This is a genomic window from Bacillus sp. Medicinal_06, assembly GCF_056711665.1.
The window spans coordinates 105,491-130,288 of the sequence record NZ_JBWYHD010000010.1 but is presented as its reverse complement, the minus strand read 5'-3'; the positions used below and the strand labels follow the sequence as shown (position 1 = coordinate 130,288).

At 36.5% G+C, this 24,798-nt stretch carries 22 protein-coding genes and 1 riboswitch; of the genes, 14 read left to right on the top strand and 8 right to left on the bottom strand.

All coding sequences use genetic code 11. The features are described 5' to 3' along the window. Positions 1–57 precede the first annotated feature (57 nt). Both AC1M36_RS21790 and pruA read left to right on the top strand, forming a co-directional pair. Positions 58–828, top strand: a complete 771-nt coding sequence (locus tag AC1M36_RS21790; RefSeq protein WP_336454144.1) for a TSUP family transporter — start codon at positions 58–60, stop codon at positions 826–828. 155 nt (positions 829–983) lie between these two features. Then, positions 984–2,531 carry an L-glutamate gamma-semialdehyde dehydrogenase gene (gene pruA, locus AC1M36_RS21785; protein ID WP_336454145.1) on the top strand — a complete coding sequence of 516 codons (1,548 nt, stop codon included), beginning with the start codon at positions 984–986 and terminating at the stop codon, positions 2,529–2,531. A gap of 458 nt (positions 2,532–2,989) precedes the next feature. Here the strand turns inward: pruA and AC1M36_RS21780 are convergent, their stop codons facing one another. Both AC1M36_RS21780 and AC1M36_RS21775 read right to left on the bottom strand, forming a co-directional pair. Next, positions 2,990–3,433 (bottom strand): hypothetical protein, encoded by a 444-nt coding sequence (locus AC1M36_RS21780; protein WP_336454146.1) that lies wholly within the window; start codon positions 3,431–3,433, stop codon positions 2,990–2,992. A 220-nt stretch (positions 3,434–3,653) separates the two neighbouring features. Continuing rightward, positions 3,654–4,211 (bottom strand): cysteine hydrolase family protein, encoded by a 558-nt coding sequence (locus AC1M36_RS21775; RefSeq protein WP_336454147.1) that lies wholly within the window; start codon positions 4,209–4,211, stop codon positions 3,654–3,656. A 519-nt stretch (positions 4,212–4,730) separates the two neighbouring features. Next, a riboswitch (SAM riboswitch) is annotated at positions 4,731–4,835 on the top strand. A 121-nt stretch (positions 4,836–4,956) separates the two neighbouring features. Here AC1M36_RS21775 and AC1M36_RS21770 point away from each other — a divergent pair. From AC1M36_RS21770 to AC1M36_RS21760, 3 genes are read left to right on the top strand one after another with little or no spacing between them, the layout of a single operon-like run. After that, positions 4,957–5,976 carry a methionine ABC transporter ATP-binding protein gene (locus AC1M36_RS21770; RefSeq protein ID WP_336454148.1) on the top strand — a complete coding sequence of 340 codons (1,020 nt, stop codon included), beginning with the start codon at positions 4,957–4,959 and terminating at the stop codon, positions 5,974–5,976. Further along, entirely contained in the window at positions 5,966–6,631 is a 666-nt protein-coding gene (locus tag AC1M36_RS21765; RefSeq protein WP_336454149.1) for a methionine ABC transporter permease, read from the top strand. The genes AC1M36_RS21770 and AC1M36_RS21765 overlap by 11 nt, the downstream gene beginning before the upstream one ends. Positions 6,632–6,651: 20 nt before the next feature. Next, positions 6,652–7,491: a MetQ/NlpA family ABC transporter substrate-binding protein gene (locus AC1M36_RS21760; protein WP_336454150.1), complete on the top strand. Its 840-nt coding sequence runs from the start codon at positions 6,652–6,654 to the stop codon at positions 7,489–7,491. Between the two features lie 191 nt (positions 7,492–7,682). Here the strand turns inward: AC1M36_RS21760 and AC1M36_RS21755 are convergent, their stop codons facing one another. The 5 genes from AC1M36_RS21755 to AC1M36_RS21735 form a co-directional block, all read right to left on the bottom strand. Continuing rightward, complete coding sequence (locus tag AC1M36_RS21755; protein ID WP_479846194.1) at positions 7,683–8,519, bottom strand: IS3 family transposase; 837 nt, start codon at positions 8,517–8,519, stop codon at positions 7,683–7,685. Positions 8,520–8,557: 38 nt separating this feature from the next. Next, positions 8,558–8,785 carry a hypothetical protein gene (locus AC1M36_RS21750; RefSeq protein WP_479846182.1) on the bottom strand — a complete coding sequence of 76 codons (228 nt, stop codon included), beginning with the start codon at positions 8,783–8,785 and terminating at the stop codon, positions 8,558–8,560. A gap of 191 nt (positions 8,786–8,976) precedes the next feature. Further along, on the bottom strand, positions 8,977–9,171 hold the full coding sequence (locus AC1M36_RS21745; RefSeq protein WP_336453199.1) for a DUF3926 domain-containing protein: 195 nt from the start codon (positions 9,169–9,171) through the stop codon (positions 8,977–8,979). Beyond that, positions 9,164–10,342 carry an ArsA family ATPase gene (locus tag AC1M36_RS21740; RefSeq protein WP_336453200.1) on the bottom strand — a complete coding sequence of 393 codons (1,179 nt, stop codon included), beginning with the start codon at positions 10,340–10,342 and terminating at the stop codon, positions 9,164–9,166. The genes AC1M36_RS21745 and AC1M36_RS21740 overlap by 8 nt, the downstream gene beginning before the upstream one ends. Positions 10,343–10,420: 78 nt before the next feature. Beyond that, positions 10,421–10,903, bottom strand: a complete 483-nt coding sequence (locus tag AC1M36_RS21735) for a MarR family winged helix-turn-helix transcriptional regulator (protein WP_336453201.1) — start codon at positions 10,901–10,903, stop codon at positions 10,421–10,423. Positions 10,904–11,364: 461 nt separating this feature from the next. Here AC1M36_RS21735 and gatC point away from each other — a divergent pair, with 461 nt between their 5' ends. The 9 genes from gatC to AC1M36_RS21690 all read left to right on the top strand — a co-directional run bounded on the left by gatC (position 11,365) and on the right by AC1M36_RS21690 (position 23,113). Further along, entirely contained in the window at positions 11,365–11,655 is a 291-nt protein-coding gene (gene gatC, locus AC1M36_RS21730) for an Asp-tRNA(Asn)/Glu-tRNA(Gln) amidotransferase subunit GatC (protein WP_336453202.1), read from the top strand. Between the two features lie 15 nt (positions 11,656–11,670). After that, positions 11,671–13,128: an Asp-tRNA(Asn)/Glu-tRNA(Gln) amidotransferase subunit GatA gene (gatA, locus tag AC1M36_RS21725; RefSeq protein WP_479846181.1), complete on the top strand. Its 1,458-nt coding sequence runs from the start codon at positions 11,671–11,673 to the stop codon at positions 13,126–13,128. Positions 13,129–13,142: 14 nt separating this feature from the next. Beyond that, positions 13,143–14,573: an Asp-tRNA(Asn)/Glu-tRNA(Gln) amidotransferase subunit GatB gene (gene gatB / locus AC1M36_RS21720; RefSeq protein WP_336453204.1), complete on the top strand. Its 1,431-nt coding sequence runs from the start codon at positions 13,143–13,145 to the stop codon at positions 14,571–14,573. Between the two features lie 481 nt (positions 14,574–15,054). Further along, the gene (locus AC1M36_RS21715; protein ID WP_336453205.1) at positions 15,055–15,960 is read left to right on the top strand and encodes a diacylglycerol kinase; all 906 of its coding nucleotides are present in this window, start codon (positions 15,055–15,057) and stop codon (positions 15,958–15,960) included. A gap of 356 nt (positions 15,961–16,316) precedes the next feature. Further along, on the top strand, positions 16,317–17,063 hold the full coding sequence (locus AC1M36_RS21710) for an HAD family hydrolase (RefSeq protein WP_336453206.1): 747 nt from the start codon (positions 16,317–16,319) through the stop codon (positions 17,061–17,063). A 157-nt stretch (positions 17,064–17,220) separates the two neighbouring features. Next, positions 17,221–18,582 (top strand): 4-aminobutyrate--2-oxoglutarate transaminase, encoded by a 1,362-nt coding sequence (gene gabT, locus AC1M36_RS21705; protein ID WP_336453207.1) that lies wholly within the window; start codon positions 17,221–17,223, stop codon positions 18,580–18,582. Between the two features lie 314 nt (positions 18,583–18,896). Beyond that, the gene (locus AC1M36_RS21700; RefSeq protein WP_336453208.1) at positions 18,897–20,279 is read left to right on the top strand and encodes a sigma-54 interaction domain-containing protein; all 1,383 of its coding nucleotides are present in this window, start codon (positions 18,897–18,899) and stop codon (positions 20,277–20,279) included. Further along, positions 20,257–21,669, top strand: coding sequence for an APC family permease (locus AC1M36_RS21695; RefSeq protein ID WP_336453209.1), 1,413 nt, complete (start codon positions 20,257–20,259; stop codon positions 21,667–21,669). The genes AC1M36_RS21700 and AC1M36_RS21695 overlap by 23 nt, the downstream gene beginning before the upstream one ends. Beyond that, positions 21,662–23,113, top strand: coding sequence for an NAD-dependent succinate-semialdehyde dehydrogenase (locus tag AC1M36_RS21690; RefSeq protein ID WP_336453210.1), 1,452 nt, complete (start codon positions 21,662–21,664; stop codon positions 23,111–23,113). The genes AC1M36_RS21695 and AC1M36_RS21690 overlap by 8 nt, the downstream gene beginning before the upstream one ends. 294 nt (positions 23,114–23,407) lie before the next feature. Here the strand turns inward: AC1M36_RS21690 and AC1M36_RS21685 are convergent, their stop codons facing one another. After that, positions 23,408–24,637 carry an aminopeptidase gene (locus AC1M36_RS21685; RefSeq protein ID WP_336453211.1) on the bottom strand — a complete coding sequence of 410 codons (1,230 nt, stop codon included), beginning with the start codon at positions 24,635–24,637 and terminating at the stop codon, positions 23,408–23,410. Between the last annotated feature and the right edge of the window lie 161 nt (positions 24,638–24,798).

The following is a 24,798-nucleotide window of genomic DNA, read 5'->3' as shown; positions in this document are numbered from 1 at the left end:
CTGTAATTTTGTTATAATTTCTAATGTTATGAACTAAAAGGGGTAAGGAGAAAAGACATGGATGAGTTAAGTTTACAGATTATCGTATTACTCGTTGCTTTTGGTTTTTTGGCTGCATTTATTGATTCAGTTGTTGGAGGAGGGGGACTCATTTCACTTCCGGCACTCATGTTTGTAGGATTACCACCAGCTTCGGCAATCGCGACAAATAAGTTAGCTTCGACGATGGGGTCATTAACAAGTACAATTTATTTTATTCGTTCAAAAAAAGTTGATTTTCGTATAGTAGGAAAGTTAATCCCATTAACTATTATTGGGGCTGTTTTGGGAGCTTTAGTTGTAAAATTTATTCCACCAGATATTTTACGTCCACTCGTACTGATTATGTTGGTATTTATTGCAATTTATATTATTGTAAAAAAAGATTGGGGAAGTGTCTCCACCTATAAAAAGATGACAAAAGGAAAAACATTAATGTTTTACTTCGTTATTTTAATTGTCGGATTTTATGATGGATTTTTCGGACCGGGGACAGGATCTTTTTTAATTTTTGCATTTTTATTAATTGGTTTGGATTTTATTCGAGCAGCTGCATCTGGAAAAGTTTTGAATTTCGTTAGTAACATTGTATCTTTAATTACATTTTTATTTTTGGATATTATTCATTTTGAATACGGTATTATTATGGGATTATCTATGATTTTAGGAGCATATTTAGGATCGAAGTTTGCTGTGCAAAAAGGTGTTGGATATGTTCGTACTTTATTTTTATTAGTAACAATTCTATTAATTGGAAAAAATATTATGGAATATGCTCATATTATTTAGCTTCATACGTATGTATGAAGCTTTTTTTATTTATTATATTTTAAAAATTAATTAATTTTTAAAATATAAGTCTAGGAATATTTGAATAAATCTAAATTATCGTGTAGAATAATGTTGTAAAATGTAAACGTTTTTCTAAGGGGAGGCTAAAAAGAATGGTAGTAGCATACAAACATGAGCCATTTACAGATTTTTCAGTAGAGGCTAACAAGTTAGCGTTTGAAGAAGGTTTAAAGACAGTAGAATCTTATCTTGGACAAGACTATCCATTAATTATCGGGGGAGAAAAGATCACTACAGACGAGAAAATCGTTTCTGTAAACCCTGCGAATAAAGAAGAAGTTGTGGGCAGTGTTTCAAAAGCAAGCCGTGAATTAGCTGAAAAAGCAATGCAAGTGGCGGATGAAACATTCCAAACTTGGAGAAAGTCAAAACCAGAAATGCGTGCAGACATTTTATTCCGCGCTGCAGCAATCGTTCGTCGTAGAAAACATGAGTTCTCTGCTATTCTTGTAAAAGAAGCAGGTAAACCATGGAATGAGGCGGATGCTGATACAGCCGAAGCAATCGACTTTATGGAATATTATGGTCGTCAAATGTTGAAATTAAAAGACGGTATTCCAGTAGAAAGCCGTCCAATTGAATATAATCGTTTCTCTTACATTCCATTAGGAGTAGGTGTTATCATTTCTCCTTGGAACTTCCCATTCGCAATTATGGCAGGTATGACAACAGCTGCATTAGTTTCTGGTAACACAGTATTACTAAAACCAGCTAGTACAACACCTGTAGTAGCAGCGAAATTTATGGAAGTATTAGAAGAAGCAGGCTTACCAGCAGGCGTTGTAAACTTCATCCCAGGTAGTGGATCTGAAGTTGGTGACTACTTAGTAGACCACCCTCGTACACGTTTCATTAGCTTCACTGGATCACGCGATGTAGGTATTCGTATTTACGAGCGCGCAGCAAAAGTAAATCCAGGCCAAATTTGGTTAAAACGCGTTATCGCTGAAATGGGCGGTAAAGATACAATTGTTGTTGATAAAGAAGCAGATCTTGAATTAGCTGCTAAATCTATCGTTGCATCTGCATTTGGATTCTCAGGACAAAAATGTTCTGCTTGTTCTCGTGCAGTAATCCACGAAGATGTATACGATTACGTATTAAATCGTGCTGTTGAATTAACAAAAGAATTAACTGTAGGTAACCCAGCTGAAAAAGGCATGAACATGGGACCAGTTAATGACCAAGCTGCATTTGATAAAGTAATGAGCTATGTTGCAATTGGTAAAGAAGAAGGTAAAGTAGTAGCAGGTGGCGAAGGAGATGACTCTAAAGGCTGGTTCATCCAACCAACAATCGTTGCTGACGTTGCAGAAGATGCTCGCTTAATGAAAGAAGAAATCTTCGGACCAGTAGTAGCATTCTGTAAAGCAAAAGACTTCGATCATGCGCTTGCAATTGCAAACAATACAGAATACGGTTTAACAGGAGCAGTTATCTCTAACAACCGTGAACATATCGAAAAAGCACGTGAAGACTTCCACGTTGGTAACTTATACTTCAACCGTGGATGTACTGGTGCAATCGTAGGTTACCAACCATTCGGTGGCTTTAACATGTCTGGTACAGACTCTAAAGCTGGTGGACCTGACTACCTAGCACTTCACATGCAAGCAAAAACTACTTCTGAAACTTTATAAGAAATAGGTGAAAGGGCCTTCCTGTAATAGGGAAGGCCTTTTTCATAATAAGAAAGTTTTTGATTGGAAAACAGTTATCTTACTTCAATAAAGTAGGACTTTAATCGGTGTTAGTCTTACTGCCTACAAATAGTAGGCTGAAATGTAAAAAGTGAACAGAAACAAAAACGCCAGAAAATTTAATCCATTCGTCATATTTTTCTGTATTATTTTTAAAGATTTCCTGTATAATACAATTTGAAAGAAAATCTATGGTTAGACAAAAGGACACTGCTTTCAGTTTTGCTCACTGGAAGTGGTGTTTTTGTATTTTTTCAGAAAATGTGGTACAGAAATAATAATAATGTTTAATTTTGATTCTTGAAATAGAATAACCATCTATTCAATTGATGGCACAAGGTTAATAAAGTTGTTTCATTTTAAAATGGGAATTGTTAAATAAAGTACCTGTTAAATCATTACTCTTTTTCATGAAGAACATACGAAAGTTTTGTTTCAAATTCTAATTGTAGTATAGGTTCTGGAAATTCTTCTGGAACAAATAGTAACTCTTCTGAAATCCCTAAGCAGAAACCGTCTAACTCAATTGTATTCTCCTCTGTAAAATGGCTGGTTGTACACAGTGGACCTTTAAGCATTTTACCTACAAAATGATAGTGACCCATGTATAGAAGAATCTCGCTGTTTTCTGTTGGATATGCAGAGAGTCCTGCTGGTTTTGAGGGGGTAATTCCCAATAGAGAAAATATATCAGAAATTGCAGGCTTTAATTCATTAGAAGCTAATATATAATAATTTCTGCAATCCTGGCATTTACAAGTATCGAACTCTTTTTGATAAAATTCTCTTGTCTTCTCAATATCAACATCCAATATCCATTTCCCAATCTTAATTGGCTGCATGATTTTTCACCCCTCTATTCTTAACAATAAGAATCTCTAAATCATATTTATTATACAAAGAATAATACAAGATGAAGAGAAGTCAAAGAATAAGTTAATGGGAGTAAAGGTGCTGAGGAAAAAAAGTGAAAACAAGTTCGGGAGATTTTAAGCTACATTAGCCTATGAATAGCAGTATAAAAAATCATGTCTCTGTCAGTGAGGGACATGATTTTTTATTTCAGATGGAGTTTCTAAAACTTAAGAATTCTTCTGTACTCATAACATCTGCATATACGTCATTCAAACTTGCTAAAATTGTATTATGGATATAGACAGCAGGAATTGTAGCATTTTTAAAGAGGAGATCTTTTGTTGCGCATGCATCATGTACAACAGTGCAATGAAAACCGAAATCAAAAGCAGCTCTTACTGTAGCATCAATACACATATGAGTCATCATCCCGCATATAATCACATGTTCAATTTCTAAGTTTTGTAATTGCTCTAGTAGGTCTGTTTCCCGAAAGCTGTTTGGATAGTTTTTGAGAATAACTGTTTCATTTTTTAAGGGGCGAACATTTTTATGGATGTGGACACCTTCCGTGTTCGGGAGAAAAAAAGTAGCATTTTCTTTCATAGATACATGTTGGATATGAAATATAGGTTGATTCACTTCTCGAAAATGCTGGAGCAGTTGACTTGCATATTCGCTAGCTTCAACGGCACCGCGCAGTTCCATTTTACCATTTGGAAAATAATCATTTTGAATATCAACGAGTAAAAGGGCTGTTTTCATATGAACGATCGTCCTCCGTCTTTATTTCTTATTCATATAATGTTATTCCATTAACAGAGGATATTTTCCTTTGAGAAAGAAGATGTGAAGAAGAATTTTACATTCATGTAAAATTTGCTTTAGGATTTATCCCGCTATTTTAGGGCGGTAATACTCCCACCTCAAAATTCGGCGGGAGCAATGTCCAACTCTAGCGGCTAGAATCTCCGGTCGTTTCACCCCCTCGGACGAGGCGAAAAACGCCTCTCTGCCTAAGGCGCGGGCGTCCTGTGATTCTGAGCGAGCTGCTTCCGCTTTTCTAAAGAAATTAGATGGGAGATAAACTATCCGTAAAAGTCCGATTGGTGAGGGCTAATAATCAGTGGGGAAAATCAAATAGAAAGAAGTGTAATGGATATAATATCTTTCTGTTTTATAATCTTGTAGAAAATAAAAATATTATTTTCTAATATTTTTATTGACTCTAACTTTTCCGAGTTTTATAATAAAACTTAATTAAATGACAACTAAATTGATACACTCTTATCCAGAGAGGTGGAGGGACTGGCCCTATGATACCTCAGCAACGGGTTTTTGAATACCGTGCTAATTCCAGCAAGCTCTGAGAGGCTTGGAAGATGAGAAGATGTGAATGAGTATATAAGTGCTCTTCTTCTTATTTTTATTACGGATAAGAAGGAGGGCATTTTTTATTTTACCTCAAAGCTCTGCTTCAAGTTATTACAGCATATAGGAGGGGAAAGTAATGATTTCTTTTGAAAATGTAAGTAAAGTATATGAATCAGCCGGGCAATCCGTTCATGCCGTCGAAGATGTAACATTATCGGTTGATAAGGGTGAGATATTTGGTATTATCGGTTTCAGTGGAGCTGGAAAAAGTACACTGTTACGTTTAGTGAATATGTTAGAACGACCAACAGCGGGAACGATTTCGATAGATGATAAAGATATTACTTCCTTATCAACGAAGGAGTTACGAAAGCTAAGACAAAGAATCGGAATGATTTTTCAGAGTTTTAATCTATTTAATTCGAGAACCGTGTTTGGGAATATTGCTTATCCATTGAAATTAGCGAAATTGCCAAAGAATGAGATAAAAGAAAGAGTAAATGAGCTGCTAAAGTTTGTCGGACTAGAAGATAAAGCAAACTATTATCCAGAACAACTATCAGGTGGTCAGAAGCAACGCGTAGGGATTGCAAGAGCACTTGCAACGTCACCAGATATTCTCATTTGTGATGAAGCAACATCGGCACTAGATCCTGAAACAACAACAGAAATTTTGAATCTACTAAAGAAAGTAAACAAGGAATACAATTTAACAATTCTTCTTATTACACATGAAATGCAGGTTGTGAAAGAAATTTGTCACCATGTAGCCGTGATGGAAAAAGGAAAAGTGATTGAGGAAGGCACATTATTTGATGTTTTTACAAAGCCAAAAACAAAGACGACACAAAATTTCGTTCGATCTGTTATTAACGATCATTTACCGGAAAGTGTTCTTGCTAAAATCCAAAATGGTGGACAGATTTATCGCTTAACATTTACTGGAGAAGAGACAGGACAACCGATATTATCGTATATTGCGAAAAATTATAACGTTGATGTAAATGTTCTTTATGGAAATATTATTGAACTCCAAAATATTTTATTTGGAAATCTTCTTGTAGAACTACAAGGTGAACAGAAAGAAATTCAAAAAGCATTACAACATCTAAGACTGCAAGTGCAGTTGAAGGAGGTAGAAGCTCATGCGAGTTGATTGGAGTATATTTTGGCCTCGTATATTAGATGCGACAGGGGATACCCTCTTGATGGTAATTGTAACCCTTATATTTGCCACAATACTTGGTATACCTCTAGGTTTACTTTTGTATGTTACAAGAAAAGGGAATTTTTTAGAAAACAAACTGGTCTTTTCTATTCTTAATATTGTTATTAATACGATTCGTCCCATTCCATTTATTATCTTTTTAGTAGCATTAAGTCCTTTAACGCGCACTGTTATCGGAACAACAATCGGAACGGCAGCAGCAATCTTTCCAATGACGCTGGTTGCTTCAATTGGGATTGCAAGAATGGTTGAAACAAACCTTGTTTCGGTACCAAAGGGAGTTATTGAAGCAGCACAAGCAATGGGTGCATCACCATTAAGAATTGTTTTTGAAATTCTTGTTCCAGAGGCGTTAGCACCATTAATTTTAGGAGTTACATTTATGACAGTAGGTTTAATTGAATTTTCGGCAGTTGCCGGTCTTGTTGGTGGCGGTGGTCTAGGTGACTTAGCAATGACATATGGTTATCAACGCTTTGATACGTCGGTTATGTTCGTGACGGTTGTATTGCTTATTATTCTTGTACAAATTGCACAAAACTTAGGAAACTATTTTGCAAAAGTATTCTTACGTAGATCATAAAGGGAAGAGAGGGAAAGGAAATGAAAAAGATTTTAGCATTTGTATTATCGGCACTGGTTAGTGCATCAGTATTAAGTGGCTGCGGAGCTGATGCAAAAGAAAAAGTAGTTCGCGTCGGTATAACAGGAACGGATGGAGACGCTTGGCCTATTCTTCAGAAGAAAGCTGAAAAAGAAGGAATTAAAGTTAAACTTGTAGAGTTTTCGGATTATACAACACCAAACAAGGCGTTGGCCGATGGCGATATCGAATTGAATTCATTCCAACATATTGCCTTTTTAGAGCAGTTTAAAAAGGAACATAAATTAGATATTACAGCTGTTGGAACAACTCAAATTGCACCAATGGGATTATTCTCTGAGAAATATAAAAAACCAAGTGAAATTCCATCTGGCTCAGAAATTGCAATTCCTAATGATCCAACGAACCAAGCTCGTGCATTAAAACTTCTTGATGCAGCCGGATTGTTAAAGTTGAAAAAAGACTTTGGATTATTTGGTGACCCAAGTGGTATCGCAGAAAATCCAAAGAAATTAAAAATTACACCAGTTGTTGCGCAGCAAACGCCACGTGTATTAAAAGATGTAGCAGCTTCCGTTATTAATAACGGTGTTGCGGGTCAAGCTGGTTTAAACCCAACGAAAGATCCTATTTTCTTAGAAGATCCAAAAAACGAGAATGCGAAACCATATATTAATATTTTTGCGGCTCGCACGAAAGATAAAAATGATCCAACGATTAAAAAAGTGATTGAATTATACCATTCAAAAGAAGTAACAGATGCAATTAAGAAAGACACAAAAGATGGTGCAATTTCGGTAGACCTTTCACTTGAAGAGTTAGAGAAAATCGTAAAATAACATCGGGTTGAACGAACTAAGAGTAGGAACCCCTCCGCTGTTAGTTCGTTCAACATATACCATGCCTAACGGACGATACCCTAATTTTGTACCTTCCAATTCTGTATAATATAAAATCCAATGTCTGTTAGGTAGAAAAAGGCCAGGAGTTTTCTGGTCTTATCCCTGTCAAGTAGACAGTATTAAAAAGACTAAGCAGCCATCGAGATTCGATATTCTATCGGAGCTCGATGGTTGAGTCGTTTTTGGAAACGTTTATAGTTATAAAAGTAAATATATTCTTCGATTGCTTGTATTAAATCCGCTTCTGTTTTAAAATGATTCAAATACAACATCTCCGATTTAAAATGGGAGAAAAATGACTCGATACAGGCATTATCATGGCAGTTTCCTTTGCGAGAGTGGCTGCCAATGATCCCTAAATCTAAAAGTCGTTTGTTGTAGGCATGAGATGTGTACTGGAACCCCTGATCTGAATGGAGAATGGTTCCACGCACATCTCTTTTTTGTGCCAACATTTCAATTGTATCTAATACAAGTTCATTATCATTACGCTTGGAAATTTTCCAAGAAACAACTTCGTTATTATAAATATCTTGTACAACAGAAAGATAGCGGAAGCCCTCTTGAAATCGTAGGTAGGTAATGTCTGTAACAAGCGCTTCATTTTGTTGGCGATCTTTGAATTCACGGTTTAAAACATTTGGAAAAGTATTAGAATAATTCCCTTTAAAGAAGCGACGCTTCTTCCGAATAATAGACTGAATGTTAAGCTCACTCATTAATCGATATACCTTTTTGCGATTTATAAAATACCCCTCTTCTTCTAAAGCGATTTTCATACGTGGATATCCATATTCTTTGTGCTTTACGTGAATAGATTGAATTACCTTTTTTAATCGTTTATCGGATTCTAGTCGCATGTTGTTCATACTTTTTGTATGAACCCACTTATAGTAACTTGAGTGATGTACACCCGCAAATTTAGTAAGCCATATAACGGGATATTTTCTCTTTAGTAATTCAATGATATGATATCGTTCTTTATATTTTAGTACGCCCCCATTTACAGATTTGGATACTGCTTTTTTAAATATTCAACCTGAGCCTTATAGTAATCACGCTCTTCTTCAACAGTTTTAAAATGAATCCGTTTGCCTTTTAAAGGGTTCGGTATACCTTTCATTTTATTATTTTCCCCGCGAGTATCTGTAATTTCACCACATTCTTTATATTTTTTCACCCAATTTTTAAGTTGTGTAGAGCTTCTAATCTCATATTTCTCCGCTATCATATCGTAGCTGCCTTCACCATTTAAATAACTAACTTTATCTCATTTGAGTATGTATTAAATGTTGTACCTTTTTTTACCATAAAAAATCCCCTCCAAGTAATAGTGTAACATCCATCTGTATACATGGTCTTTTTTACACTGTCTACCTAAAGGGGATAATATCAATAATACCAATTCCTGGTCTTTTTTATTTATTCAATCGTAATGTTCTTTAAGTTACTCTTTGTAGGTTTCGCTGTTTCTTGCATACAAGAAGAAAGCTCTTCTTGTAAAATACTTAGCGCTTTTTTTGCAGATTGCTGAATTGGAGTAGGTAATTCATTTATGATATACATCCCAACTTTTAATTTGGTTTGAATGATTTTTCTTAATAATTCCTCACGCATGAACCATACCTCCAAAGCGAATGTTTAATACATCGCCTTCAAATTTTGCACCTTGAACGGATAAATGCGTTAATGTTTTTGGTAACGTAATGTTCCGTTTGACAGAACCGGCGCGAATGATGAGTTCATCACCTTTTTGATTTAAGGATAGTTCACTTTTATCAGAGAATGGGATAGAGAGAACAAAGATATATTCATCTCCATCTTTTTTGACATACTGTGTACGACCGTTAAATTTTACTTCCGTTGGATTGAGGTCATCTTTAAATAAAGCATACCCTACACGCTCTAACATCGGTAAACCAACTACTTCTTGCTCAAACATTGGAGCTTCATAAATAGGAAGTGGTTGAAAGCTGTCTTGAATTAGTGCTTTATATTTCTTTTGAGCATCTTTCCATGCTTGAAAGTAGGAGTCAGTAACAGTATCAGGAATGACACGGTTAATCATGATGGCATCGACGTTATAATCATATAAATTTAAATAGGTGAAACTACGCTGTGCTTCTTTAATAACCATTTTTTCTGGATTGACAACAACGCGAATACTTGTCACTTCTCGATTAGATAAAATATCTCGCATTTCTCCTAGCTGTTCAATCGTATTCGTTAATTCGTCCATAATATCATCAGTAGGGAGTGGAACGCCGAGGAGTGGTTGTGCAACAGGACGGACAACTTTTAAAACTTTTCTTTTGATCGGAAAGAGTTTTTCCATCCACCAGCCGAGCATATCAGGAAAGCTTAACATGGCTAGCGTTTCTCCAGTTGGTGCACAGTCAATAATGATGACATCATATGTTTTTTGTTTATAGTAATCGAGTACACGGAGTAAGCTAATTAAGTCTTCCATACCAGGAAACATTGTTAACTCCTCTGTTGTAATATCGTCAGCTGCTTTTGATGTGAATAGCAATGTAATATATTTTTGTAATTTCCCCCAACCTTTTTCCATTTCATAAATTGTATTGATTTCTTGCGCCCATAAATTTTCACGAATTTCTAGTGGTTCAGAAGATAATTTTATGCCGAATGAATCTCCCAAGCTATGAGCTGGGTCCGTGCTCATGACTAATGTTTTTAACCCTTGTTTTGCACTTTGAAGTGCCGTTGCTGCTGAAATGCTAGTTTTTCCTACGCCGCCTTTACCTGTATACAAAATAATTCTCATATTTATATCCCCTTTGTTTCGGTTGTCGAATATTACGAATGTCGAAATAATAATTTGAACAAAAACCCATAAAGGGCTTTATTCAATCGGAATGTTTTTCATCTTAGGTGTAGGAAGCTTTTCGATTTGTTTTTGTTGTGACGTAGCGATGTGATTCATAATCTTTTGGAAGATTTGTAGTAAGAATGCCTTCTCTTCTTCTGATAATGCTTCTGTCACAAGGTTAAAGTAATGAGCAGCATTTTGTTTCACTTCTTGAACGAGTTGTACGCCAGTTTCAGTTAAACGAATGAGTACAATGCGTCGATCATTTTCATTCCGATAGCGCTCGATATATCCTTTTTTCACAAGTCGATTCACGACACCTGTCGTCGTGCTCATTGGAATGTCAAGAAGTTCGGTGATCTTTGTCATTGTAATATCCGTATTGCGTTCCATCCATAATAGACAGAATACCTCCGTTTTAGAAAGCGATAAATCAAGGCTTACCCATTCTTCTGGATAGAAAAGCTTCTTGGCGTTATCTAGCAGTAAGTCTAAAAAGTGTTCGTATTGCAACAATTATTTCCACTCCCGTATATTTCGAGGTTCGTAATATTTATTTTTATTCTATGCTTATTGCAAATAAATGTCAAATAATTATTGCCTGCTTTTTCAGACTAAATGAAAAAGAAATCTTATAATAGTAATATACTTATCTATCATAGATATAAAGCTAACAAGGAAATATCCAAGCTATTTCCTTGTTAGCATCAACTTTGTTTGTGCTTTTTCCAGTATGTTACTTGGCATTTATACATGAAGTGAAACACTTAGTGTCAAAGGATACGATTTAATATGTGTGTTATTTTTAACAAAAAAAATTGATTAATAAACAATAAAGTGAGAAGAAAGGCAGAAGCCTTTCTTTTTTTATGTAAAAATGCTGTAAGTACCGTGTGTTGACTTGCTTGAAGTACTGAAAATTTGGTATCATCAATAGTATTGTAGATTGAACGATATATTATGGAGGTGGCCTAGCCGTGTCAAGAATTTCCGTTGAGAATGTAAAGCATGTAGCGCATTTAGCACGTCTTGCAATTACAGATCAAGAAGCAGAAAAATTTCAAAAACAACTAGATGCAATTGTTACATTTGCAGAACAGTTAAATGAATTAGATACAACAGGTGTTAAACCAACAACTCACGTATTAGAGATGAAAAATATTATGCGTGAAGATGTGCCAGAAAAAGGTTTACCAGTTGAAGAAGTATTAAAAAATGCACCGGATCACAAAGATAATCAAATCCGTGTTCCAGCAGTATTAGAATAGAGGAGGGGAATTTCGATGTCATTATTTGATCATTCAGTATCAGAGTTACATAAAAAATTAAACAACAAAGAAATTTCCGTTACGGATTTAGTAGAAGAATCTTACAAGCGTATTGCGGATGTTGAAGATAATGTTAAAGCTTTTCTTACATTAGATGAAGAAAATGCACGTGCGAAAGCAAAAGAACTAGATGCGAAGATTGGTGCTGAAGATAATGGTTTACTATTCGGTATGCCAATCGGTGTGAAAGATAACATTGTAACAAATGGTCTTCGTACAACTTGTGCGAGCAAAATATTAGCGAACTTCGATCCAATTTATGATGCAACAGTTGTTCAAAAGCTAAAAGCTGCTGATACAATTACAATCGGTAAATTAAACATGGACGAGTTCGCGATGGGGTCTTCAAATGAAAACTCTGGTTTCTACGCTACAAAAAATCCATGGAACTTAGACTATGTTCCGGGTGGATCTAGTGGTGGTTCTGCAGCAGCAGTAGCGGCTGGAGAGGTGCTATTCTCTTTAGGATCTGATACTGGTGGTTCTATCCGTCAACCAGCAGCATATTGCGGCGTTGTTGGTTTAAAACCGACTTATGGACGTGTATCTCGCTTTGGTTTAGTTGCATTTGCATCTTCTCTTGACCAAATCGGACCAATTACACGTACAGTAGAAGATAATGCATACTTATTACAAGCAATTTCAGGTGTTGATCGCATGGATACAACTTCTGCAAATATTGAAGTTGGTAACTACTTAGCTGGTTTAACAGGCGATGTAAAAGGCTTACGTATCGCTGTACCAAAAGAATACTTAGGAGAAGGTGTTGGCGAAGAAGCTCGTGAGTCAGTGCTAGCTGCTTTAAAAGTATTAGAAGGTATGGGTGCAACTTGGGAAGAAGTATCTCTTCCGCACTCTAAATATGCTTTAGCAACGTACTACTTAATCTCTTCTTCTGAAGCGTCTGCTAACCTGTCACGCTTTGATGGCGTACGTTATGGCGTTCGTTCTGACAATGTGAATAACTTAATGGACCTTTACAAAAACACGCGTAGCGAAGGCTTCGGTGACGAAGTAAAACGTCGTATTATGCTTGGTACATTTGCTCTTAGCTCTGGTTACTATGATGCATATTATAAAAAAGCACAACAAGTACGTACATTAATTAAAAATGATTTTGAAAACGTATTTGCTAACTATGACGTTATTATTGGACCAACAACTCCAACTCCTGCATTTAAAATAGGGGAAAAAGTAGACGATCCAATGACAATGTATGCAAACGACATTTTAACAATCCCAGTAAACTTAGCAGGTGTTCCGGCAATTTCTGTTCCATGTGGATTTAGTGCGAACAACATGCCACTTGGTTTACAAATTATCGGTAAACACTTCGATGAAGCGACAATTTACCGTGTTGCACATGCGTTTGAGCAAGCAACAGATTATCATACAAAAAAAGCAAGTCTGTAAGGAGGCGAGCATAGATGAATTTTGAAACAATTATCGGTTTAGAGGTTCACGTTGAGTTAAAAACAAATTCGAAAATTTTCTCTGCGAGTCCAACAGAATTCGGAGCGGCTCCCAATACACAAACAAGTGTAATTGACTTAGGATATCCTGGTGTGCTTCCGACTCTAAATAAAGAAGCAGTTAACTTTGCAATGAAAGCTGCAATGGCATTAAACTGTGAAATCGCAACAGAAACAAAATTTGACCGTAAAAACTATTTCTACCCAGATAATCCGAAAGCATACCAAATCTCTCAATACGATAAGCCAATTGGAGAAAATGGTTGGATTGAAATCGAAGTAGGTGGTAAAAAGAAACGTATCGGTATTACACGTCTTCACTTAGAAGAAGATGCAGGTAAATCAACGCATACAGGTGAAGGATACTCATTAGTAGACTACAACCGCCAAGGTATGCCGTTAATCGAAATCGTATCTGAGCCAGATATGCGTACGCCAGAAGAAGCATATGCATACTTAGAAAAATTAAAATCCATCATTCAATATACAGGCGTATCTGATTGTAAGATGGAAGAAGGTTCTCTTCGCTGTGATGCAAACATTTCCCTTCGTCCAGTAGGACAAGAGAAGTTTGGTACAAAAGCAGAGCTGAAAAACTTAAACTCATTTACTTATGTACAAAAAGGTCTTGAGCATGAACAAGTACGCCAAGAAAAAGAGTTATTATCTGGTGGCATCATTCAACAAGAAACACGTCGTTATGATGAAGCAACGAAGAAAACAATCTTAATGCGTGTAAAAGAAGGGTCTGACGATTACCGTTACTTCCCAGAGCCAGATTTAGTTGAGCTTTACATTGATGATGAGTGGAAAGAACGCGTTCGTGCTTCTATTCCAGAACTTCCAGATGCTCGTAAAGTACGCTATGTTGAAGAACTTGGCTTACCAGCTTACGATGCACACGTATTAACGTTAACAAAAGAGATGTCTGATTTCTTTGAAGCGACAATCGCAGATGGTGCAGACGCGAAATTAACATCAAACTGGTTAATGGGTGAAGTACTTGCATACTTAAACAAACAACAAAAAGAATTAAAAGACGTAGCATTAACGCCAGCTGGTCTATCTAAAATGGTTCAATTAATTGAAAAAGGTACAATTTCGTCTAAGATTGCGAAAAAAGTATTTAACGAATTAATTGAAAAAGGTGGAGACCCAGAAGAAATCGTTAAAGCAAAAGGTCTTGTTCAAATTTCTGACGAAGGCACACTTCGTAAAATTGTAACTGAAATTCTTGATAATAACGAACAATCTATTGAAGACTTCAAAAACGGTAAAGATCGTGCGATTGGCTTCTTAGTTGGTCAAATTATGAAAGCAACAAAAGGACAAGCTAACCCACCACTTGTTAACAAGATCTTATTAGAAGAAATCAATAAGCGATAAGCTAAACGATTAAAGATTAAACAGAGAAAGCACCCATATTTGGGTGTTTTTTCTGAGTTAATCAAACGTTTGTTTAAATTAAGAAAATATTTAAATAAACGTTTGATTAACTGACAAAAGTGAGAAAATGTTTATATAGCAACTATGGTATGATAGTTGCAAAAAGGTGGGAATAATGATAAATCTAGACATAGAGAGTTTTTCATCTCGTGAAATAATAGATACTTATTATTCGTTATATTTATTTTTTATGAAACAATGAGAAGTAATAAAGAATGGAAAGATATATTTCTTGGTCAAATAAAGCAAAACCTTCGTTAGTGAACATGTACTAATGGAGGGTTACACGAATCGGGTTCTTACTGCCTATTTGAGCGGGATAAAAGAAGGATAGGAAGATGAGAGGAGGTAGGCATAGGAACGCTGAATAAGGGTTCGGTATATTCTTTTTCTATGAATCAGAAATTTCCTGTGCTAATGAATGATGAAGCGAGCAAGAATAATTTATAATCCTACTTCTGGTCGTGAGTTGTTTAAAAAGAGCTTGCCAGAAGTATTACAAAAATTAGAACAAGCTGGATATGAAACATCTTGTCATGCAACAACTGGTCCTGGAGATGCGACTGTGGCAGCGAGGCAAGCTGCGGATCGTAAGTTTGATGTTGTTATTGCAGCAGGTGGTGACGGGACGTTAAATGAAGTAGTAAATGGTTTAGTAGGGCATGAACATCGTCCGAAATTCGGTATCATTCCAGTTGGGACGACAAATGATTTTGCACGTGCAATTGGTGTACCGCGTTCTATTGAAGAGGCAGCAGATATTATTTGTGAAGGTAAGACTGTTCCACTAGACCTAGGCAGAGCAAACGATACATATTTTATTAACATTGCTGGCGGTGGCCGCATTACAGAATTAACATATGAAGTACCAAGTAAGTTGAAAACAGTTTTGGGGCAGCTTGCTTATTATCTAAAAGGTATCGAAATGCTGCCATCATTACATCCAACATATGTTGAAATTGAGTATGATGGCAAGCTATTACAAGAAGAAATTACGATGTTTTTAATTACGAATACGCGCTCTGTTGGTGGTTTTGAAAAGGTTGCACCATATGCATCTATTAATGATGGGTTATTTGACTTATTAGTGCTAAAGAAGGGCTCTATTGCTGATTTAATTAAAGCAGCAACACAAGCACAGCGCGGTGAGCATATTAATAATCCAAAGGTGTTATATACGCAGGCAAATCGTATTAAGGTTCATTCACCGGATAAATTAATGATTAATCTAGATGGTGAATATGGCGGAGATGCACCGATGGAATTTGAAAATATATATCATTGTCTTGAACTATTTGTTCCTGAACATAAAGAGGATGCCTTATAAAAGGCATCCTCTTTTATGTTCAGGAGAGGGGAACAAGGAAGGCAGCAGGTTCTTATTTTTATTGCTATTTGTCGCAAGATCGATATCCTTTGTCGAATCGCTGATATCTTGAAAAAATTGCCGATAAAATTTCATTTATCATCTTCCACTAATAAACTCTATTGCTAAAACTTCTGTTTTTTCTTTTTATAAATAAAAATTGATAGCATCGTAATAAAATCGCCAAACGATTAGACTAGATTTGAATTGTAAATTGGGAGTTGGTTTGATTTTTATGGTATTTTTACAATCCGTTCATCTTACATCCACATTTACTTGCTACACTGAATGTGAAAAGGGCAGAAAGGTAGGGTGTTATGGAGAAGATAAAGGCAATACTCTTTGATAAAGATGGAACGTTAATGGATTTTCACTCAATTTGGATAAAGGTAGCAGAAGAACTTGTAGCTGAACTTGTAGAACTACATCGATTACCTCAATCATTACGGTTAACTATTTTAGAAAAAATTGGTGTTGAAGGGGCATTCGTTCATCCACGTAGTGTATTGGCAGCAGGAACAAGCCACGATATAGCGAAAATTTGTTGTAAGTATATACCGTCTGTTAAAGAGAGTGATATGCATCACTGGATAAGTGAAAAACTATTTACTCTTATGTACGAACATCGTTCACATATGAGAATGACAGCAGACTTACCAAAACTTTTACAAGTATTGAAAGAAAAAGGGCTCATTTTAGGTATTGTGACTGCGGATGATTTTGCACCAACAGAACTCTTTTTAAAGCAGTGTCAATTAGAGACGTTTTTTGATTATATTGTAGCTTCAGATACATTTCCAGCCCAAAAACCAGATAAGCAAATTGTAGAATCATTTTGTGAAGAGTTTGGGTTAGACCCAAGGGAGGTAGTAGTTGTTGGGGATACGCCAACAGATTTACATTTAGCAAAAAATAGCGGTGCTTGTTATGCGATTGGAGTTCTTTCGGGGACGGGTGATCTTCAAACATTAGCACCACTTGCAGATATTGTATTAGATTCTGTTGGGCATTTCATTTCTGATTCTGGAGAACTGATTTGGGAACGAGAAAAGTCTAATCTATAAATAAAATAAGTCTATATCGACTCGTATTAAGTCGATATAGACTTATTTTTTATGTCGAAATACTGAGAAGATTAGAAAGTTAGCGCATTTATAAGTTGGCATACATCTTGCAATATAGAAAAAGAAAATCATAGCATAGAAAAGGATGGGAGAAACGATGAATACAAAATTCGCTAAAGTAAATGAACAAATTCCAGGACCGAAAGCATCTTCTTTATTAGAACGCCGTCAAAATATCGTACCAAGGGGCGTGAGTAATGGGATTTCAACATTCGTACAGTCAGCTGATGGTGCGCTTGTAACAGATGTAGATGGAAATCAATTTATCGATTTTGCAGGAGCGATTGGAACAATTAACGTAGGACATTGCCACCCTGCTGTGAAAGAGGCGCTTCATAAACAAGTAGATCAATATATTCATACTGGCTTTAATGTAATGATGTATGAGCCATATATTGAATTAGCAGAGAAGCTTGCTGCATTAGCTCCTGGAAACTTTGAGAAACAAGTATTGTTTTTAAATAGTGGTGCTGAAGCGGTTGAAAATGCCGTGAAAATTGCTCGTAAGTATACGAAAAGAACGGGCATTATTGCGTTTTCGAAGGGATTTCACGGTCGTACATTGATGACAATGACGATGACAAGTAAAGTAAAGCCTTATAAATTTGGATTCGGTCCATTTGCACCAGAAGTATATAAAGCACCATTCCCATATGAATACCGTCGTCCAGAAGGTTTAACAGATGAACAATATGATAACTTTATTATCGAAGAATTCAAGAATTTCTTAATCTCAGAAGTTGCCCCAGAAAGCATAGCTGCTGTTGTAATGGAGCCTGTTCAAGGCGAAGGTGGTTTTATCGTTCCAAGTAAGAAGTTTGTGCAAGAAGTGCGCCGTCTTTGCTCTGAACATGGCATTTTATTTGTAGCTGATGAAATTCAAACAGGCTTTAGCCGTACAGGAAAATATTTTGCCATTGATCACTATGATGTCGTTCCAGACTTAATTACTGTTTCGAAATCATTAGGGGCAGGAGTACCGATTAGTGGAGTTATTGGGCGAAAAGAAATTATGAATGAATCAGCACCAGGAGAACTTGGTGGAACATACGCTGGAAGTCCATTAGGATGCGCTGCAGCATTAGCTGTTTTGGATATTATCGAGAATGAAAAATTAAATGAGCGAGCTCTGCATGTAGGGAAAGCTGTAATGGATCGCTTTGAGGAAATGAAGAAAAAGTATAACTGTATTGGTGATGTACGTGGTTTAGGAGCGATGTGTGCGTTTGAGCTTGTTAAAGACCGTACAACAAAAGAGGCAGATAAAGCATTAACAGCAAGTTTATGTGCTGAAGCAAATAAACGTGGACTGCTCTTATTATCTGCTGGAACGTATGGGAATGTAGTTCGTGTCCTAATGCCACTAGTTATTACAGATGAGCAATTGGAAGAAGGGCTTACAATTATTGAAGATTCCTTGCAAGCTTGTTATGAGCAAGCAGATATCGCTCGTGTGTAAATAATATTGAGATAAAACCTTTCCTTTTGGGTGGGAGAGAGCGTCCGTCCATGCATAGAAGTGGTCAGGTCCTTTTCCTACCCCATGCTAAGTAAAAAAAGAGAAAATGAGTGCGGATTCCCTTTTGTTTTTTTCATGGCATTAACCTATCTGCCTGAAAATCAAAATGGATTTACAACAAATGTGCAATCATTCTAGTTTACTCTGTTCGAAAAAAATACAGAAAATTCCCTTAAATAAAGATTTCACTTTATAATGAAATGTAAGTAATAATAAAGTGAAGCAATGGACCCTGAATTTGAGGAGTGGCTGGAATGGTTGCAGAAAAGGAACGAGCATTTATGGATTTAAAAGATGTGTTTGAATATGCATTTGATGAGATTTTTGTTACGGATGAGAAAGGGACTGTTGTCCGTGTAAATAGCACATGTGAAAGACACTATCAATTATCTGCTGAAGAGCTAGTAGGAAAACATGTAAAAGAGCTGCAAAAAGAAGGGATTTTTTATCCATCTGCAACATTGGAAGTAATTGAGAAGAAAAAGCCAATTGAACTTGTTCAAACAACAAAGTCGGGAGAGTATTTGCACGTTCGAACAAGACCTGTTTTTGATGAACAAGGGAATTTACGAAGGGTGATTAGTTACTCTCGTGACCTTACGGAACTCTATCAATTACGAAAAAAGGTAGAGGAGATGGATAATCAGTTAAAGACATATAAAAAAGAGTTAAGAGAAACGTATGAATATGAAGGACTTATTTTTAAAAGTATAGCTATGCAAAAAATAGTCGCAACAATCAAAAAAGTATCTATGGTAGATAGTACAGTTCTTATTTTAGGTGAGACTGGAGTAGGGAAAAGTAGATTAGTACGTCATTTGCATGAAGTGAGTCATCGCAAAAATGAAATGTTTTATGAAATTAACTGTGCGGCATTACCGACAAACTTAATTGAATCGGAACTGTTTGGCTACTCAGGTGGTTCTTTTACAGGCGCAAATCGCGAAGGGAAAAAGGGCATTTTGGAGTTAGCTCATAAAGGGACTCTTTTTTTAGATGAAATCGGTGAAATGCCACTTGAAATTCAGGCGAAACTGCTGCAAGTGCTACAAGAAAAAACATTCCGCCCAGTAGGAGGTAGAGAACTAAAAAAAGTAGATGTTCGAATTGTGGCAGCTACGAATAGGGATTTAGCTGAAATGGTAAAGCAAGGGACGTTTCGGAAAGACTTATATTATCGTCTTAATGTCATACCGATTCAAATTCCGCCGCTGCGCGAGAGAACAGAAGATATTTTACCGTTAGTTTATCATTACCTACAACATTTTAATGAAAAATATGGACGTGATGTAAAGTTAGCACCTAGCACATTACAAATACTCGTAGGGTATCCTTGGGAAGGAAATAATAGAGAAATAGAAAACGTAATTGAAAGGATTGTCATTACTGCTGATGACATTGTCATGATAGAAGACTTACCGATATCTATGCAGGAATCTACAGTTGAGCAATCCGGTCAAAGCCTCTATAAAATGTTGGAAGAAGTAGAACGAAATATTATTCTTAAAGCGTATAAAACACATGGATCAAGTTATAAAGTCGCAGAATTCCTGAAAATAAGTCAATCTGCAGCTACTAGGAAAATTAAGAAGTTTATAGGGGAGGAATATTTAGTTGGGAGAGAAGAAGGAACTTAAAAAAGTACTATCACGTTTTGATGTTCTTTTCCTTGCGATAGGTGCAATGCTTGGATGGGGGTGGGTTGTACTTTCGGGGGATTGGGTTACGTCTGCTGGTTCTATGGGGGCAGTTATTGCTTTTATTATAGGCGGATTACTTGTTATTTTCGTTGGATTAACATATGCTGAGCTTGCCTCAGCTATGCCAGAAACTGGCGGCGGTTTATTATATGTATATAAGGCATTTGGAAAGAAGGCAGCCTTTATTGCTTCTTGGGCAATGGTACTAGGCTATGTATCAGTTGTTACTTTTGAGGCTGTTGCACTTCCAACCGTTGTAGACTATGTACTACCAGACTATCAAAGCATATATTTATGGACAATTGGTGGCTGGGATGTATATTTAACATGGGCAATGATTGGGATGGGGGGAGCACTCCTTATTACAGCTATTAACTATTTTGGGGTAAAAACAGCAGCGGTATTTCAAAGCGTATTTACAATATTCATTGTCGCGACAGGTATCATGCTTGTCTTTGGTGCTGGCTTGAATGGCGATACGAAAAACTTAGAACCGTTTTTTATAGACGGTGCGGGCGGTGTGATGGCTGTCCTTATTATGGTTCCGTTTTTATTTGTTGGTTTTGATGTCATTCCACAAGTAGCAGAAGAAGTTAATCTTCCGTTCAAAGAAATTGGAAAGCTTTTAATTTTCTCTGTCGTTTGTGCCGTCATTTTTTATCTTTTAATTGCTTTAGGTGTATCGATGGCGTTAGATCAAAATACATTAATGCAGACAAAACTAGCAACAGCTGATGCAATGGGAGCTGTATTTGGTTCGAAAATCTTTGCGAATATCTTAATTTTTGGTGGATTAGCAGGAATTATTACAAGTTGGAATGCTTTTATTATAGGGGGTAGTCGCGTCTTATATGCAATGGCGAAAACAGGAATGGTTCCAGCTTGGTTTGGGAAAGTCCACCCAAAATATAAAACACCTTCAAATGCTATTATATTTTTAGGGATGCTTTCATTCTTTGCACCATTACTAGGAAGACCAGCACTCGTTTGGATTGTAGATGCTGGTGGGCTTGGCATTGTTGTTTCTTATCTATTAGTTAGCCTGTCCTTTTTAGTACTACGTAAAAAGGATCCGAATATGAAGCGACCATTCAAAGTGAAAAAAGGAAAAGTTGTTGGAAGTATTGCAACGATCCTAAGTATTGGGTTTATTTTGCTATATATGCCTGGAATGCCAGCTGCATTAATTTGGCCATATGAGTGGTTAATGGTATTAGGCTGGGTAGTTTTTGGAGGCTATTTCTTTGTTAGAATGATTTTCGGTAAGTATGAAGGAAACAACTTAGAAAATGAAGAGAATATAAAGGAGGAAGAGAACATTGGATAAAAAAGCGACGTATGTAAACTTAGATCAAAAAGCGATGTATATAAATGGAGAATGGATTAAGCTACAGGAACAAATTGAGATTAATAATCCGGCTACGCAGGAAGTATTTGCAACTGTTCCAAAAGGTGGGGTCACTGAGGCAAAGCAAGCTGTAGATGCCGCACATGAAGCTTTTAAATCTTGGTCAAAATTAACGGCAGCTGACCGTGCACAAAAATTAAAAAAATGGTTTACATTAATTGATGAAAACAAAGAAGAAATTGCAGCGATTATGACGAAAGAACAAGGAAAGCCGTTTGCAGAAGCACTTGGGGAAGTGAACTATGCAAATAGCTTTGTAGAGTGGTATGCGGAAGAAGGGAAACGAGTATACGGTGACATGATCCCAGCTTCTCACCCGAATAAACGCATTTTAGTAACGAAGCAACCTGTGGGCGTTATTGCAGCGATTACCCCATGGAATTTTCCAGCGGCAATGATTACAAGAAAAGTAGCCCCAGCACTTGCAGCAGGCTGTACAGCAGTTGTAAAACCTGCAAGTCAAACACCGTTAACAGCATTAAAATTAGCTGAACTTGCACATGAAGCTGATATCCCAAAAGGTGTTTTAAACATTGTAACAGGTAGTGCAAAGGCAATTGCCGATACTTGGATGGAAGATGGACGCGTAAGAAAGGTTTCATTTACAGGATCAACTGAAATTGGCAAAGAATTAATGTGTGGAGCTGCGAAAACGATGAAGAAAGTTTCGCTTGAGCTAGGTGGTCATGCTCCATTCATCGTAATGAACGATGCGGATTTAGATAAAGCAGTAGAAGCAGTAATTGGTTCGAAATTCCGTAATGCTGGGCAAACATGTATATGTACAAATCGTGTATTTGTGCAAGAAGCGGTGTATGGAGAGTTCGCAGCGAAATTCCAAAAGGCAGTAGGACAGCTTAAAGTAGGTGATGGATTTGGAGAAGGTACGACTGTAGGACCACTTATCGATGCCAATGCTGTAGAAAAAGTACAGGAACATATTGAAGATGCAATTAAAAAAGGTGGCGAAATTCTGTATGGAGGCCAAACACTTACAGAATTAAATGGTCACTTCATTGAGCCAACGGTCATTGGAGGCGCCAATGACACAATGTTATGTATGAATGAAGAAACATTTGGTCCAGTTGCACCAGTTGCGAAATTTGAAACGGTAGAAGAAGTCATTGAGCGTGCGAATAACACGCCATATGGTTTAGCGGCGTATGTATTTACAAAAGATATTAGCCAAGCCTTTCAAATTAGTGAAGCATTAGAATATGGAATTATTGGCTTGAACGATGGACTTCCATCCGTTGCACAAGCTCCATTTGGTGGATTTAAAGAAAGTGGGATTGGTCGTGAAGGCGGTTATTTTGGAATCGAGGAATATTTAGAAATTAAATATATTTCGTTAGGATTGTAATTTCTATTTGTTAGTAGCTATCTTCTACGGAAGATAGCTACTTTATTTTGTTTGTTGGGAAATAAGAGTTGGCAGTCTCTTATTTATTGTTGTTATTTGTCGGTTAGTCGATATCCTTTGTCGAATTGCTGATATATTTGAAATTGCGCCGATATATTTTGAGAAATGGTCGATATATTTGGGAAATCGCTGATAAAATTTTATTTACCATCTTGCGTCAAAGACTTTCCACAGCCCAAATAAAAAAACACTCTAAAAAAGAGTGTTTTTCATTAGGATTTATAAAGTTTTGATTTAGAATGCCCAATTCCCTTTACGGAAAATCGGTTCATGTGTGCCGTCCGCTGTAATACCGTCAATATCAAGCTCAGCAGAACCAATCATAAAGTCTTCATGTGTAATACTAGCGTTTGCACCATTTTCTACAAGCTCTTCTTTTGACATTGTTTTACCGCCTTCTAAGTTAAATGCATAAGCATTTCCAATTGCTAAATGGCAAGATGCATTTTCATCAAATAGCGTATTATAGAATAAAATATTTGTGTTAGAAATTGGTGAATCATGAGGTACTAATGCAACTTCTCCTAAGAAGTGAGAGCCTTCATCTGTCTCAACTAAATGTTTTAAAGCTTCTTCGCCAACGTCAGCTTTATAGCCTACAATACGTCCATTTTCGAATGTAAGTGTAAAGTTATCAATGATGTTGCCTCCAAAAACTAATGGTTTTGTGCTTGATACTTGTCCATTTACACCTGTTTTTAATGGCATTGTAAATACTTCTTCTGTTGGAATATTAGCCATAAATGGTACATTCTTTTCATTTAGGCTACCAGCTCCAGCCCATACATGTTTTTCTGGAAGTTCAATTGTTAAATCTGTTCCAGGACCTGTATAATGAAGAGCTTTATAATGTTTTTCATTTAAGTAGTCTACTTTTTTATGTAATGTTTCATCATGTTTTTTCCATGCTTCCACAGGGTTTTCTAGGTTTGCACGAGTTGCTTGGAAAATTGCATCCCACAGTTTTGCTTCCTGCTCTTCCGGTGCCACATCAGGGAATACCTTAGCTGCCCATTCTTTCGTAGGAACAGAGATCACACACCAGCTTACTTTATCTGCTTGTACATAATCACGGTATACTTTCATTGCTTCTCCAGCAACTTTATGAGCACTTGCAATTTTTTTAGCATCTACACCTTTTAATAAATCTGGATTTTCTGCATAGATGGACATAAATGCAGCGCCTTCTTTTGCTAATTCTTCACGTGCATGTGCCTTCCAAGCAGGAAATTCTGAGAATGCTTCTTCAGGGGCTAAATCAAATTTTAAACGTGTTAATACTTCATCGTTCCAATCTACATATACATGTTTTGCACCTGATTTATATGCCTTTTCTGTAACAAGACGGACAAATGGAGCAGCTTCAAGTGGGGCATTAATAGATAATGTTTGTCCAGGCTGAATATTAACACCGACATTGACTGCAAGAGCAGCATACTTTTCTAACGTTTGTTCAAATGACATATGTATAATCTCCTTTATTCGAAAGATTTCTTATATACATAATACAAGAAAATTTCAAAAATATAAATAGAACTCAATGTGTATTCACTTTTATCCAGCATCTCACCTCAAAAAACGAGGAAGATAGGTGGGGGCGGGCTGATTAAAGTTTCACTTTATAT

What these genes read in the sequence shown, in the direction of transcription:
- AC1M36_RS21790 (WP_336454144.1), top strand. Translation starts at nt 58, where the DNA reads ATGGATGAGTTAAGTTTACAGATTATCGTATTACTCGTTGCTTTTGGT.
- pruA (WP_336454145.1), top strand. Translation starts at nt 984, where the DNA reads ATGGTAGTAGCATACAAACATGAGCCATTTACAGATTTTTCAGTAGAG.
- AC1M36_RS21780 (WP_336454146.1), bottom strand. Translation starts at nt 3,433, where the DNA reads ATGCAGCCAATTAAGATTGGGAAATGGATATTGGATGTTGATATTGAG.
- AC1M36_RS21775 (WP_336454147.1), bottom strand. Translation starts at nt 4,211, where the DNA reads ATGAAAACAGCCCTTTTACTCGTTGATATTCAAAATGATTATTTTCCA.
- AC1M36_RS21770 (WP_336454148.1), top strand. Translation starts at nt 4,957, where the DNA reads ATGATTTCTTTTGAAAATGTAAGTAAAGTATATGAATCAGCCGGGCAA.
- AC1M36_RS21765 (WP_336454149.1), top strand. Translation starts at nt 5,966, where the DNA reads ATGCGAGTTGATTGGAGTATATTTTGGCCTCGTATATTAGATGCGACA.
- AC1M36_RS21760 (WP_336454150.1), top strand. Translation starts at nt 6,652, where the DNA reads ATGAAAAAGATTTTAGCATTTGTATTATCGGCACTGGTTAGTGCATCA.
- AC1M36_RS21750 (WP_479846182.1), bottom strand. Translation starts at nt 8,785, where the DNA reads ATGATAGCGGAGAAATATGAGATTAGAAGCTCTACACAACTTAAAAAT.
- AC1M36_RS21745 (WP_336453199.1), bottom strand. Translation starts at nt 9,171, where the DNA reads ATGCGTGAGGAATTATTAAGAAAAATCATTCAAACCAAATTAAAAGTT.
- AC1M36_RS21740 (WP_336453200.1), bottom strand. Translation starts at nt 10,342, where the DNA reads ATGAGAATTATTTTGTATACAGGTAAAGGCGGCGTAGGAAAAACTAGC.
- gatA (WP_479846181.1), top strand. Translation starts at nt 11,671, where the DNA reads ATGTCATTATTTGATCATTCAGTATCAGAGTTACATAAAAAATTAAAC.
- gatB (WP_336453204.1), top strand. Translation starts at nt 13,143, where the DNA reads ATGAATTTTGAAACAATTATCGGTTTAGAGGTTCACGTTGAGTTAAAA.
- AC1M36_RS21715 (WP_336453205.1), top strand. Translation starts at nt 15,055, where the DNA reads ATGATGAAGCGAGCAAGAATAATTTATAATCCTACTTCTGGTCGTGAG.
- AC1M36_RS21710 (WP_336453206.1), top strand. Translation starts at nt 16,317, where the DNA reads ATGGAGAAGATAAAGGCAATACTCTTTGATAAAGATGGAACGTTAATG.
- gabT (WP_336453207.1), top strand. Translation starts at nt 17,221, where the DNA reads ATGAATACAAAATTCGCTAAAGTAAATGAACAAATTCCAGGACCGAAA.
- AC1M36_RS21700 (WP_336453208.1), top strand. Translation starts at nt 18,897, where the DNA reads ATGGTTGCAGAAAAGGAACGAGCATTTATGGATTTAAAAGATGTGTTT.
- AC1M36_RS21685 (WP_336453211.1), bottom strand. Translation starts at nt 24,637, where the DNA reads ATGTCATTTGAACAAACGTTAGAAAAGTATGCTGCTCTTGCAGTCAAT.